We start from the raw sequence: 12796 nt of genomic DNA on the forward strand, positions 1-12796 counted from the left end.
TTTCACGTGAAACCAATCGATCCCCGCCTTCTGCGGTACGCCCGAGCCACCCGGTTCTTCCTCGTGGCGGTCGTCGTCCTGGGTGCCGCCGGCGCGGGCCTGGTCATCGCCCAGGCGATGCTGGTCGCCCAGATCGTCGTCGGCGCGTTCCAGCACGGGAAGTCGGCGGCTGACCTGGGCACTCCCCTGCTGCTGTTGGCGGCCGTGGCCGTGGGGCGGGCGGTTGTCGCATGGCTCACCGAACTCGCGTCCCACCGGGCTGGCGCGGCCGTGAAGTCGCAGCTGCGCGGGCGGCTCCTGGACCGGGCGGCGGCTCTGGGGCCCGGATGGCTGAGCGGACAGCGGACCGGCTCGCTGGTCACCCTGGCCACACGCGGGGTCGACGCCCTGGACGACTACTTCTCGCGCTATCTCCCGCAGTTGGGGCTCGCGGTGGTCGTGCCGGTGGCGGTGCTCGCCCGGATCGTCACCGAGGACTGGGTGTCGGCGGCGATCATCGTCGGGACCCTGCCGCTCATTCCGCTCTTCATGATGCTGATCGGGTGGGCGACGCAGTCCCGGATGGACCGGCAATGGCGGTTGCTGTCCCGGCTGTCCGGACACTTCCTGGACGTGGTGGCGGGGCTGCCCACACTGAAGGTGTTCGGCCGGGCCAAGGCGCAGGCCGCGTCCATCCGGCGGATCACCGGTGAGTACCGGCAGGCCACGCTGGGGACGCTGCGGATCGCGTTCCTCTCCTCGTTCGCGCTGGAGCTGCTCGCCACGCTGTCCGTCGCGCTGGTCGCCGTGGCGATCGGGATGCGGCTGGTCCACGGCGAGATGGATCTGTACGTCGGACTGGTGATCCTGGTGCTGGCGCCCGAGGCGTATCTGCCGCTGCGGCAGGTGGGCGCCCAGTACCACGCGGCGGCGGAGGGGCTGGCCGCCGCGGAGGAGATCTTCAGCGTGCTGGAGACGCCGGTGGCGGAGCCGGGTACCGGCGTGGTGCCCGCGGGCGCGGTGGCCTTCGACGGCGTGACCGTGCGCTATCCCGGGCGCTCCGAGAATGCCGTGACCGGTGTGTCCTTCACCGTGGAGCCCGGGGAGACCGTCGCCCTCGTCGGGCCGAGCGGAGTGGGCAAATCGACCCTGCTGAGCGTGCTGCTGGGGTTCGTACGGCCCAGCGAGGGGCGGGTGGTGATCGGGGGAGCCGACCTCGCGGGCCTGGACGTGGCCGAGTGGCGGTCGCGGATCGCGTGGGTGCCGCAGCGACCGCATCTGTACGCCGGGAGCGTCGCGGAGAACGTACGGCTCGCGCGGCCCGAAGCCGACGACGCCGCGGTCCGGCGTGCGCTGCGGGACGCGGGGGCGTGGGAGTTCGTGACGGCGCTGCCCGACGGGGCCGACACCGTGCTCGGGGAGGGCGGGGCGGGGCTGTCGGCGGGGCAGCGGCAGCGGCTGGCGTTGGCGCGGGCATTCCTCGCGGACCGGCCCGTGCTGTTGCTGGACGAGCCGACGGCCGCGCTCGACGGGGTGACGGAGCGGGAGGTCGTCGCTGCGGTGCGGAGGCTCGCGGTGGGGCGGACCGTGTTGCTCGTCGTGCATCGGCCGGCGTTGCTGGAGGTGGCTGACCGGGTGGTACGGCTGGGTCGCGGCGGGCTGGTGACGCCTTCGGCGGGCAGCCGGCCGACCAGGGACCCGGGCCCCCGCCCCCGTCTCGGCGACCTGGCGGGCGAGCCCGAGATGGCTGGGCCGGGTGGACCGGCGGGGGCGCCGATGGGGGCCGAGGCCGGTGGGCCCGCCGGCCTCGGCGGGCCGGCAGGAACCGGGCGTGCCGGGCGCGGGCCGGTGGGGGCCGAGGCCGGTGGGACGGTTCTCGGGCGGGTCTTGCGGGGCGGTGGGGCCTGGCGTGGGCGGATGGGGCTTGCCTGGGGGCTCGGGAGTCTGGCCGTCGGGAGTGCCGTGGGGTTGATGGCGACCTCCGGGTGGCTCATCTCGCGCGCCTCCCAGCAGCCGCCGGTGTTGTACCTGATGGTGGCCGTGACCGCCACGCGCGCGTTCGGCATCGGGCGGGCCGTGTTCCGGTACGCCGAGCGGCTGGTGTCGCACGACGCCGTCCTGCGGATGCTGGCCGACACCCGGGTCGCGGTCTACCGGCGCCTGGAACGCCTCGCGCCCGCCGGACTGCGTACCGTGCGCCGCGGTGATCTGCTCACCCGGCTGGTCGCGGACGTGGACGCGTTCCAGGACTACTGGCTGCGCTGGCTGCTGCCCGCGGCGGTCGCCCTGGCCGTCTCCGCGGCCTCCGTCGGTTTCACGGCCTGGCTGCTGCCCGAGGCCGGGGCCGCTCTCGCGGCGGGTCTGCTCGCGGCCGGCGTGGGCGTCCCCTGGCTGACCGCACGCGTGGCCCGGCGGACCGAGCGGCGGCTGGCGCCCACCCGAGGAGTGCTCGCGGCCCGGGTGACCGACCTCCTCACCGGCACCGCGGAGCTGACCGTCGCCGGCGCGCTGCCCGCCCGTACGGCCGCCGTCCGGCGAGCCGACCGCACCCTCACCGGGATCGCCACGCGCGCCGCCACCGTCACCGGGCTCGGTGACGGGCTGACCGCGCTCGTCTCCGGGCTGACCGTCACGGCCACCGCGCTGCTCGGGGCCCAGGCGGTGACGGCCGGCCGGCTCGACGGTGTGGCGATGGCCGTGGTCGTCCTGACCCCGCTGGCCGCGTTCGAGGCCGTCCTCGGGCTGCCGCTCGCCGTGCGTCACCGGCAGCGGGTGCGGCGCAGCGCGGAGCGCGTGTACGAGGTCCTTGACGCCCCCGAGCCCGTACGCGAGCCGGAGCGGCCCCGGCAGGCGCCCGCCTCGCCGTTCCCGGTGGTCGTCAAGGGGCTGACCGCACGGTATGCGGGACAGCGGCGGGAGGCGCTGGCCGGGCTGGACCTGACCCTGGAGCGGGGCCGCCGGGTCGCGGTGGTCGGCCCGTCCGGGGCCGGCAAGTCGACCCTCGCCCAGGTGCTGCTGCGGTTCCTCGACCCGGAGGCGGGCTCGTACACGCTCGCCGGTGTGGACGCCTGCGCGCTGGCCGGTGACGACGTGCGGCGGCTCGTCGGGCTGTGTGCCCAGGACGCCCACCTCTTCGACAGCTCGGTGCGCGAGAACCTGCTGCTGGCCAGGAAGGACGCCACCGAGGCCGGCCTGCGCGAGGCCCTGGCCCGGGCCCGGCTGCTGGACTGGGTGGACTCCCTGCCCGACGGCCTGGACACGCTGGTGGGCGAGCACGGGGCGCGGCTGTCCGGCGGGCAGCGGCAACGGCTGGCGCTGGCCCGCGCGCTGCTGGCGGACTTTCCCGTCCTGGTGCTCGACGAACCCGCCGAGCACCTGGACCTGCCGACGGCGGACGCGCTGACCGCCGACCTGCTGGCCGCCACCGAGGGCCGTACGACACTGCTGATCACCCACCGGCTGGCGGGGCTCGACGCGGTGGACGAGGTGCTCGTGCTCGGCGCGGGCCGGGTGGTGCAGCGGGGGCCGTACGCGCGGCTGATCAGCGAGGAGGGGCCGCTGCGGGAGCTGGCCCGGCGGGAGGCGGAGGCGGAGTCCCTGGTGGGGGCCCCGGCCGCCCCCGCCGGAATCCCCCGGTAGGCGGCGGCTTCGCCGGGAGCCGGGATCGGCGTGGGGATCGGGGAGCGTTACGGAGTGTGGTCCGTGAGCAGGCTCTCGATCACCACGGCGACCCCGTCGTCGTTGTTGGCGACCGTACGGCCCGACGCGGCGGCGATGACGTCCGGGTGGGCGTTGCCCATCGCGAACGACTGGCCGGCCCAGGTGAGCATCTCGACGTCGTTGGGCATGTCCCCGAAGGCCACGACCTCTTCGTGCGAGATGCCGCGCTCGGCGCAGCACAGGGCGAGGGTGCTGGCCTTGGAGACGTCGGCGCCGCTCAGTTCGAGCAGGGCGCTGGGGCTGGAGCGGGTGACGTTGGCGTGGCCGCCGACGGCCAGGCGGGCCAGGGTGAGGAAGGCGTCCGGGTCGAGCGACGGGTGGTAGGCGAGGATCTTCAGGACGGGCTGGTCGGTGTCCGGGCCGTCGGGCGCGAGCAGTTCCTCGGCGGGCCGGAGGTTGTCGGGGATCTCCATGTGCAGCTTGGGATAGTCCGGCTCCTGGTGGAAGCCGTACGTCTGCTCCACCGCGAAGACCGTGCCGGGTGCCGCCTCGCGCAGCAGCCGTACGGCGCTCAGGGCGTTCTCCCGGAGCAGCTCGCGTACCTTGACGAACCGGTGGGCGCCGGGGCCGCCGTGCAGGTCGACCACGGCGGCGCCGTTGCCGCAGATCGCCAGGCCGTGGCCGTGGACGTGGTCGCTGACCACGTTCATCCAGCGGGCGGGCCGGCCGGTGACGAAGAAGACCTCGATGCCGGCCGCCTCGGCTGCGGCCAGCGCGGCGACGGTCCGCGGGGAGACCGACTTGTCGTCACGCAGCAGGGTGCCGTCGAGGTCGGTGGCGATCAGCCGCGGCCGGATGGCGGCGGACGGGGTCCCGGGCTGTCTGGTCGCTGAGGTCACCCGGTCATTCTCGCGCATATGCCTGCACGGTCGTGCGGAAGTGCGCACAGATGAGACGCAGATGACGCTCGCGGACCTGTCGGGGCCGGCGGCCCTGGTGGCCGGGACCGTCCGCCCGGTCCCGGCGGGGCTCAGTCCAGCTGGGCCGGGGCTTCGGCGGCGATCCGCTCGAAGACCTTCTCGTCCGCGGCGAAGTCGGAGTCCGGGATGGGCCAGTGGATCACGATCTCGGTGAAGCCCAGCGCCTGGTGCCGGCCGGCGAAGTCCACGAAGGCGTCGACAGAGCCGAGCGGCCGGCCGCGGTCCGGGGTGAAGCCGGTCAGCAGGACCTTGTCCAGCCCGGCCACGTCCCGGCCGGCGGCGTCGCAGGCCTCGGACAGCCTGCCGAGCTGCCCGCGCAGTGCTTCCACGGACTGCTCGGGAGTGCCCGTCTCGTACAGCTTCGGGTCGCCGGTGGTCACCCAGGCCTGGCCGTACCGCGCGGCCAGTGTCAGACCGCGGGGACCGGTGGCCGCGACCGCGAACGGCAGCCGGGGCCGCTGCACACAGCCGGGTACGTTCCGCGCCTCGTGCGCCGAGTAGAACCGGCCCTCCTGCGACACGGTGTCCTCGGTGAGCAGGCGGTCGAGGAGGGGAACGAATTCGGCGAACCGGTCGGCGCGCTCCCGTGGGCTCCAGGGGTCCTGGCCGAGGGCGGTCGCGTCGAAGCCGGTGCCGCCGGCGCCGATGCCCAGGGTGACCCGGCCGCCGGAGATGTCGTCGAGGCTGACGAGTTCCTTGGCCAGCGTGACCGGGTGCCGGAAGTTCGGCGAGGTGACGAGCGTGCCCAGGCGCAGTCGGTCGGTGGCCGCAGCCGCCGCGGTCAGCGTCGGGATCGCGCCGAACCAGGGGCCGTCACGGAAGCTGCGCCAGGACAGGTGGTCGTAGGTGTACGCCGTGTGGAAGCCGAGCTGTTCGGCCCGCTCCCAGGACGCACGCCCGCCTTCGTTCCAGCGGCGGTACGGCAGGATCACGGTGCTCAGACGCAGACTCATGGGTCCGAGCGTAAGCGCCCGGCGCGAGCCGGTGCTCAGCGCGGGTCGGGGAAGCGCAGGTAACGCGGGGGGACGGCCGCCGTCAGCCAGACTCCGTTGGCGCTGAGGTGGAACACATGGCCGTCGCGGTGCATGGCGCCGGAGTCGACGGTGAGCACCACGGGCCGGCCCCGGCGGGCGCCGACCCGGGTGGCGGTCTCCCGGTCGGCGCAGAGGTGGACGTCGTGCCGCCCCATGGGCCTGAGGCCCTCCGCGCGGATCGCGTCCAGGCTACGGTCCGCCGTCCCGTGGTGGAGGTGCGGCGGCGGAGTGGCCGGGGGCAGGCCGAGGTCGACCTCGATGCTGTGCCCCTGACTGGCGCGGATCCTGTGGCCTTCCGTCACGAAGCGCTGTTTGTCGTTCGTGGCGACGACGTGGTCCAGTTCGTCCCGCGTGAACCGGAATCCGTGCGCGGTGGCCGCGGCGATCAGGATGCCGATGTCCACCCAGCCGCCCGGGTCCGGCATGATCCCGATGCGCTCGGGCTGGTGGCGCAGGTGTCTGGAGAGGTACTTGGACACCTGCACGGTGCGTCGTTCGTTCATGGGTCCAGCGTGCGGGAGAGACGTGGATCACGCAGGTTTTTTTCTCCGTAGGTTTGGTCCACAGCCAAGTGGGGTTATCCACAGGGAATTTGGCGAAAGTGTGGACAAGTGGTGGGCCCGTCGGGGGCTTCGCGAACGGTCCTCGGTGCGGCGGGTGCCCGCGGTGACGGCGGTCGACGAGCCGGACCGGCCCCCGCTCGGCCCCCGCTCACAGTCTCGGTTCGACCCGGGCGATTCTGCGCAGCGTGCCCGGCAGGAAGCGGGACAGCAGGTGGGCGGCCCGGGCTTCCGGAGTCACCGGGGCCACCGCCCTGTTGCGGGCCACCGCGTCCAGGATGGCGGTGGCGACCTTCTCCGGTGGGTAGTTGCGCAGGCCGTACAGGCGGGCGGACCGCTGCCGGCGACGCCGCTCCTCGGCCTCGTCGACACCGGTGAAGCGGGCCGTGGAGGTGATGCCGGTGTTGACGAAGCCGGGGCAGACCGCCGTGACGCCGATGTCCTGGGAGGCCAGTTCGGCGCGCAGGCACTCGGAGAGCATCAGTACCGCCGCCTTGGAGGTGCTGTAGGCCGGCAGGGCGCGGGAGGGCTGGTAGGCCGCGGCGGACGCGATGTTGACGATGTGGCCGCCCTGACCGCGCTCGGCCATGCGCGCGCCGAAGAGCCGGCACCCGTGGATCACCCCCCACAGGTTGACGTCCAGGACCTTGCGCCAGTCGTCGGCCGTCGTGGCGAAGAAGGAGCCGGACAGGCCGATGCCCGCGTTGTTGACCAGCACGTCCGGTACGCCGTACTCGCGGTGGACCCGGTGGGCGAGTTTCTCCATGCTCTGCTCGTCGGAGACGTCCGTGGGCTCGGCCCAGGCGTCCGGCGCGCCGGCCAGCCGGGACAGTTCGGCGGTGCGGGCCGCGGCGTCGGTGTCCCGGTCGACGGCGATCACGCGCGCGCCGGCCTCCGCGAAAGCGAACGCGGTCGCCCGGCCGATGCCGCTGCCCGCGCCGGTGATCAGCACCAACTGCCCGCCGAACCGGTCGGCGTGGGGGCCGGTGCCCTTCGGGGCGGGACGGCCGCCTTCCACGGACGTGACGAATTCGGCGATCCAGGCCGAGACCTGGTCGGGGCGGGTGCGCGGGACCCAGTGCCGGGCCGGGAGCGTGCGGCGGGTCAGCCGCGGCACCCACCGGTCCAGGTCGTCGTAGAGCCGCTCGGAGAGGAACGCGTCGCCCTGGGGCGTGATGAGCTGCACGGGCGCGTGCGCGTACGCGTCCGGACGCGGCCTGCGCATCCGGGCGCGGACGTTGTCCCGGTACAGCCAGGCGCCGTGGGCCGCGTCGGCGGGCAGGGAGGCGGTGGGGTAGTCGCCGTCGGAGATCCGCTCGGCCCGCTCCAGGATCCGCGGCCAGCGCCTGCCGAGCGGGCCGCGCCAGGCCAGTTCCGGCAGGAGCGGGGTGTGCAGCAGGTATACGTACCAGGACCGGGCACCCTGGCCCAGGAGCTGGCCGACCCGGCGGGGCGTCGGACGTTTCACACGCGCGTCGATCCAGTGCCCGAAGTGGTCGAGTGAGGGCCCGGAGATCGAGGTGAAGGAGGCGATACGGCCCTTCGTCCGCCCGACCGTGACGAACTCCCAGGACTGCACCGAGCCCCAGTCGTGCCCGACGAGGTGCACCGGCCGGTCCGGGCTCACCGCGTCCACGACGGCGAGGAAGTCGTCCGTGAGCTTGGCGAGCGTGAAGCCCCCGCGCAGCGGCCGGGGTGCCGTCGAGCGGCCGTGGCCCCGGACGTCGTACAGGACCACGTGGAAGCGGTCGGCGAGCCGGTCCGCGACCTGGGACCAGACCTCCTTGCTGTCCGGGTAGCCGTGCAGCAGGACGACCGTCGGCCGCCGCGGGTCGCCCAGCTCGGCCACGCACAGCTCGACCCCGCCGGTCCGCACCCAGCGCTCACGCGCGTCTTTCCGTGTCACTTCTCCTCCGCCCGGCGCCGCACGTGCGGCAGGTCGTCGTCCAGCCAGAAGGTGCTCTCCGCGGGGTCCCGGGAGTCGGTCACCACCAGGATCTCCTCGAACGTCGCGCCCGTGCCGCGGAAGCCGAGGTGGGGTTCGACCGCCCACAGGCCCGGCCGCGGCGGGTGGTCCGATAAGCGGTACGGCGACCCCAGCGTCGACCAGCCCTCGCGGTGGCCGTGCAGCGGTCGGCGGCCAGGCCCTTGAGGGACTGGGTGCCGAACCCGAACAGGTGCGGCGACCAGCGCCGCTGTCTCACCCGGCCCACCTTGTGGGCGATCACCCCGAAGGGGTGCGCCCGGTGCCGGTCGGCGTAGCCCTGGCGGGTCATGAGCCGGTCCACGTCCTCGTAGATCCCCCGCAGCGGGCGCCGTTCGCGCACCTCGCGCAGGATCAGCTCGCGGTGCGCCCCCAGGTCGGCCCTCAGCCGGTTCTGCACGGGGTTCACGCCCAGGGAGCCCGAGTGGCCGATGTCCGCCGCGTACCCCTCGAACACCGGGGCCATGTCCAGGATGAACGGCATTCCCGGCTCCAGCGCGCGGCCGGTCGGGAAGAACTGGAGCGGGACGCGGAAGCCCGTGAACGCCGTGCGGTCCCCGAACCAGGCGAAGGGGAGGTGGAACCAGTCCCGCACCCCGCGCCCACGCAGCCACTCGCGCTGCATCCGGGCGGCCTCGCGCTCGGTCACGCCCGGCTCGAGGCGTGCGGCGACCGCCTCCGCGCACGCGTAGGCGAGGCGCTGCACTCTGCCGAACCCCCGTAGGTCCACGGAGAGTCCGTTGCTCACTGCCGTCGTCATGCCGCCCCGTCCCGTCGTCCCCGGCGACTCGCCCCGGCGACGCGTCCGTCGACCGCGCACCCGCCCGTAACTTGACACTGTGAATGTGACAGTTGTTAGAGGTGTCGTCAATAGGGGTGATCCCCGAGTCCGTCAGCGTCGGCGGCCGTCTCGCACCACCCCTGGGGAGGCCTCCCCTAGGGCCCCGTACTACCTGGGTCTGACGTGAAACGGCTCTGAAGTCTGACGACCGGCGTGGTCCCGATCACTACTGTCGGAACCGTGACTGTGATCGCGACCGAAAGCCTGAGCAAGCGGTTCCCCCGGGTGACCGCGCTCGACCGGCTGTCCGTGGACATCGGACCCGGTGTGACCGGACTCGTCGGGGCCAACGGCGCCGGCAAGTCCACCCTGATCAAGATCCTGCTGGGTCTGTCCCCCGCCACGGAGGGCCGCGCCGAGGTGCTCGGCCTCGACGTGGCCACCAAGGGCGCCACCATCCGCGAGCGCGTCGGATACATGCCGGAGCACGACTGCCTGCCGCCGGACGTCTCGGCCACCGAGTTCGTCGTGCACATGGCCCGCATGTCCGGCCTGCCGCCCACCGCGGCCCGCGAACGTACCGCCGACACCCTGCGCCACGTCGGCCTGTACGAGGAGCGGTACCGCCCGATCGGCGGCTACTCGACGGGCATGAAGCAGCGGGTGAAGCTCGCCCAGGCGCTGGTGCACGACCCGCAGCTCGTCTTCCTGGACGAGCCGACCAACGGCCTGGACCCGGTCGGCCGCGACGAGATGCTCGGCCTGATCCGCCGCATCCACACCGACTTCGGCATCTCCGTCCTGGTCACCTCCCACCTGCTGGGCGAACTGGAACGCACCTGCGACCACGTCGTCGTCGTCGACGGCGGCAAGCTCCTGCGCTCCAGCTCCACCACCGACTTCACCCAGACCACGACCACCCTCGCGATCGAGGTCACCGACAGCGACAGCCACCCCGACGGCACCCGCGCGGTCCGCGAGGCGCTCCACGCGCGCGGGGTCGACACCCACGCCGAGGCGGGCGGCCTGCCCGGCGCCGGGCACATCCTGCTGCTGACCGCCGCGGGCGAGGAGACGTACGACCTCGTCCGGGACGTGGTCGCCGACCTCGGGCTCGGCCTGGTGCGCATGGAACAGCGCCGGCACCACATCTCCGAGGTGTTCACCGGCAACGACGAACAGCGGAAGGAGGCCGTCGGCCATGGCGGTTGAGCATTCCCCGGCAACGCCCACCGGCGACCGGTCCCGCATCCACGACATCGGCTACCGCGGCTACGACGGCCCCCGCCTCGGCCGCGCCTACGCCCGCCGCTCGCTGTACTCGCAGTCCCTGCGCGGCGCCTACGGCCTCGGCCGGTCGGTGAAGTCCAAGGTGCTGCCGATGCTGCTGTTCGCGGTGATGTGCGTGCCCGCCGCCATCATGGTGGCCGTCGCCGTCGCCACCAAGGCGCACGAACTGCCGGTGTCCTACACCCGCTACGCGATCACCATGCAGGCCGTGATCAGCCTGTACGTCGCCTCGCAGGCCCCCCAGGCGGTCTCCCGCGACCTGCGCTTCAAGACCGTACCGCTCTACTTCTCGCGGCCCATCGAGAGCGCCGACTACGTGCGCGCGAAGTTCGCGGCGCTCGCCTCGGCCCTGTTCGTCCTCACCGGCGCCCCGCTGCTCGTGATGTACATCGGCGCGCTGCTGTCCAAGATGGGCTTCGTCCACCAGACCGAGAAATTCGCCCAGGGACTGGTCTGCGTGGCCCTGCTCTCCCTGCTCTTCGCCGGCATCGGCCTGGTCATCGCCGCCTTCACCCCGCGCCGGGGATTCGGCATCGCCGCCGTGATCGCCGTGCTGACCATCTCCTACGGCGCCGTGTCCACGCTCCAGGCCATCGCCGACGCCCAGGGCAGCGGCGGCGCCGTCCCGTGGATCGGCCTGTTCTCGCCGGTCACGCTGATCGACGGCGTGCAGCACGCCTTCCTCGGCGGCAGCTCCGGCTTCCCCGGCGGGGTCGGCCCGTCCAGCGGGGAGGGCGCCGTGTACGTCGTCCTCGTCCTGGCCCTGATCGCGGCCTGCTACGGCCTCCTGAACCGCCGCTACAAGAAGGTGGGACTGTGACCACGCTCACCATCGACCACGTGTCCCGCTGGTTCGGCAACGTCGTCGCCGTCAACGACATCACCATGACCATCGGCCCCGGTGTCACCGGACTGCTCGGCCCCAACGGCGCCGGCAAGTCCACGCTGATCAACATGATGGGCGGCTTCCTCGCCCCCTCCACCGGCACGGTCACCCTCGACGGGCAGCCCGTCTGGCGCAACGAGGCCATCTACCGGCACATCGGCATCGTCCCCGAGCGGGAGGCGATGTACGACTTCCTCACCGGCCGCGAGTTCGTCGTCGCCAACGCCGAGCTGCACGGCCTGGGCGCCAAGGCGGCCCAGCGCGCCCTCGCCACGGTCGAGATGGAGTACGCGCAGGACCGCAAGATCTCCACCTACTCCAAGGGCATGCGGCAGCGCGTGAAGATGGCGAGCGCCCTCGTCCACGACCCGTCGCTGCTCCTGCTGGACGAGCCGTTCAACGGCATGGACCCCCGCCAGCGCATGCAGCTGATGGAGCTGCTGCGCAGGATGGGCGACGAGGGCCGTACGGTCCTGTTCTCCTCGCACATCCTCGAGGAGGTCGAGCAGCTCGCCCGGCACATCGAGGTCGTCGTCGCCGGACGCCACGCGGCCAGCGGTGACTTCCGCCGGATCCGCCGTCTGATGACCGACCGCCCGCACCGCTACCTGGTGCGCTCCAGCGACGACCGCGCCCTCGCGGCCGCGCTGATCGCCGACCCGTCGACGTCCGGCATCGAGGTCGACGTGACCGAGGGCGCGCTGCGCGTCCAGGCCGTCGACTTCGGCCGCTTCACCGCCCTGCTGCCGAAGGTCGCCAGGGACCACGGCATCCGGCTCCTCACGGTCTCGCCGTCCGACGAGTCCCTGGAATCCGTCTTCTCGTACCTGGTCGCGGCGTAGGAGGCCCATGATGTATGACCCCACCGTCGCCCGACTCACCTACCGTGCCCTGCTCGGCCGCCGACGGGCCCTCATCCTCGGTGCGCTGCCGCTGCTGCTGATCGTGATCTCCGTGGCCGTGCGCGGCCTGACCGGAGCCGACGACCAGACGGCGTCGGACGTGCTCGGCGGCTTCGCGCTCGCCACGATGGTGCCGATCATCGGTGTCATCGCGGGAACGGGCGCGATCGGCCCGGAGATCGACGACGGCTCCGTCGTCTACCTGCTGTCCAAGCCGCTCAAGCGGCCCACCATCATCCTGACCAAGCTGATCGTCGCCGTCGGCGTCACCATGGTCTTCTCGGCGGTGCCGACCCTGATCGCCGGCCTGATCCTGAACGGCAACGGCCAGCAGATCGCCGTCGCCTACACGGTCGCCGCGCTGATCTCCTCCATCGCCTACTCCGCGCTGTTCCTGCTGCTGGGCACCGTCTCCCGGCACGCGGTGGTCTTCGGGCTCGTCTACGCCCTGGTCTGGGAGGCGCTGTTCGGCTCCCTCGTGCCCGGTGCGCGCACGCTGAGCGTCCAGCAGTGGTCGCTGGCCGTCGCCCACAAGCTGGCCGGCGGGGACCTGGTGACCTCCGAGGTGAGCCTGCCGACGGCCACCGTGCTGCTGGTGGCGGTCACCGTGCTCGCCACCTGGTACGCCGGGCAGAAGCTGCGGGCGCTGACGCTGGCGGGCGAGGAGTAAGAGGTACGCGGCGCACGGAGCAAGAGGTACGGGGGCCGCGCGAGCGGCCCCCGTCGCCTTCCGCGCTCGG

9 protein-coding genes and 1 pseudogene are annotated in these 12796 nt (G+C 73.0%); 5 read left to right on the forward strand and 5 right to left on the reverse strand.

What is annotated here, in order from left to right:
• Positions 1 to 6 precede the first annotated feature (6 nt).
• A complete protein-coding gene (cydD, locus tag ACGFT1_RS10685) occupies positions 7 to 3618 on the forward strand; it encodes a thiol reductant ABC exporter subunit CydD (RefSeq protein ID WP_373908637.1) in 3612 nt (1203 codons plus the stop codon).
• 47 nt (positions 3619 to 3665) lie between these two features.
• Here the strand turns inward: cydD and ACGFT1_RS10690 are convergent, their stop codons facing one another.
• The 5 genes and pseudogenes from ACGFT1_RS10690 to ACGFT1_RS10710 all read right to left on the reverse strand — a co-directional run bounded on the left by ACGFT1_RS10690 (position 3666) and on the right by ACGFT1_RS10710 (position 8957).
• Entirely contained in the window at positions 3666 to 4556 is an 891-nt protein-coding gene (locus tag ACGFT1_RS10690; protein WP_373908638.1) for an HAD-IIB family hydrolase, read from the reverse strand.
• A 113-nt stretch (positions 4557 to 4669) separates the two neighbouring features.
• Complete coding sequence (locus tag ACGFT1_RS10695; RefSeq protein ID WP_373908639.1) at positions 4670 to 5572, reverse strand: LLM class flavin-dependent oxidoreductase; 903 nt, start codon at positions 5570 to 5572, stop codon at positions 4670 to 4672.
• A 35-nt stretch (positions 5573 to 5607) separates the two neighbouring features.
• On the reverse strand, positions 5608 to 6156 hold the full coding sequence (locus ACGFT1_RS10700; RefSeq protein ID WP_373908640.1) for an RNA 2'-phosphotransferase: 549 nt from the start codon (positions 6154 to 6156) through the stop codon (positions 5608 to 5610).
• 208 nt (positions 6157 to 6364) lie between these two features.
• Positions 6365 to 8119 carry an SDR family oxidoreductase gene (locus tag ACGFT1_RS10705; protein WP_373908641.1) on the reverse strand — a complete coding sequence of 585 codons (1755 nt, stop codon included), beginning with the start codon at positions 8117 to 8119 and terminating at the stop codon, positions 6365 to 6367.
• A pseudogene (locus ACGFT1_RS10710) lies at positions 8116 to 8957 on the reverse strand (M24 family metallopeptidase). Before ACGFT1_RS10710 ends, ACGFT1_RS10705 begins: the two are co-directional and overlap by 4 nt.
• Before the next feature lie 267 nt (positions 8958 to 9224).
• Here ACGFT1_RS10710 and ACGFT1_RS10715 point away from each other — a divergent pair.
• The 4 genes from ACGFT1_RS10715 to ACGFT1_RS10730 are packed head-to-tail and all read left to right on the forward strand — an operon-like array spanning position 9225 to position 12726.
• Positions 9225 to 10190 carry an ABC transporter ATP-binding protein gene (locus ACGFT1_RS10715; RefSeq protein ID WP_373908765.1) on the forward strand — a complete coding sequence of 322 codons (966 nt, stop codon included), beginning with the start codon at positions 9225 to 9227 and terminating at the stop codon, positions 10188 to 10190.
• Entirely contained in the window at positions 10180 to 11088 is a 909-nt protein-coding gene (locus tag ACGFT1_RS10720) for an ABC transporter permease (protein WP_373908642.1), read from the forward strand. Before ACGFT1_RS10715 ends, ACGFT1_RS10720 begins: the two co-directional genes overlap by 11 nt.
• Positions 11085 to 11996, forward strand: a complete 912-nt coding sequence (locus tag ACGFT1_RS10725) for an ABC transporter ATP-binding protein (protein WP_121787943.1) — start codon at positions 11085 to 11087, stop codon at positions 11994 to 11996. The genes ACGFT1_RS10720 and ACGFT1_RS10725 overlap by 4 nt, the downstream gene beginning before the upstream one ends.
• A 10-nt stretch (positions 11997 to 12006) precedes the next feature.
• On the forward strand, positions 12007 to 12726 hold the full coding sequence (locus ACGFT1_RS10730; RefSeq protein ID WP_356819386.1) for an ABC transporter permease: 720 nt from the start codon (positions 12007 to 12009) through the stop codon (positions 12724 to 12726).
• Positions 12727 to 12796 lie beyond the last annotated feature (70 nt).

It is taken from the genome of Streptomyces sp. Y20, assembly GCF_043195475.1.
GTDB lineage: Bacteria > Actinomycetota > Actinomycetes > Streptomycetales > Streptomycetaceae > Streptomyces.

Bases quoted from the DNA above. Each gene is read 5' to 3' on its own strand.
- ACGFT1_RS10690 (WP_373908638.1), bottom strand. From the start codon at position 4,556: ATGCGCGAGAATGACCGGGTGACCTCAGCGACCAGACAGCCCGGGACC.
- ACGFT1_RS10695 (WP_373908639.1), bottom strand. From the start codon at position 5,572: ATGAGTCTGCGTCTGAGCACCGTGATCCTGCCGTACCGCCGCTGGAAC.
- ACGFT1_RS10700 (WP_373908640.1), bottom strand. From the start codon at position 6,156: ATGAACGAACGACGCACCGTGCAGGTGTCCAAGTACCTCTCCAGACAC.
- ACGFT1_RS10720 (WP_373908642.1), top strand. From the start codon at position 10,180: ATGGCGGTTGAGCATTCCCCGGCAACGCCCACCGGCGACCGGTCCCGC.
- ACGFT1_RS10730 (WP_356819386.1), top strand. From the start codon at position 12,007: ATGTATGACCCCACCGTCGCCCGACTCACCTACCGTGCCCTGCTCGGC.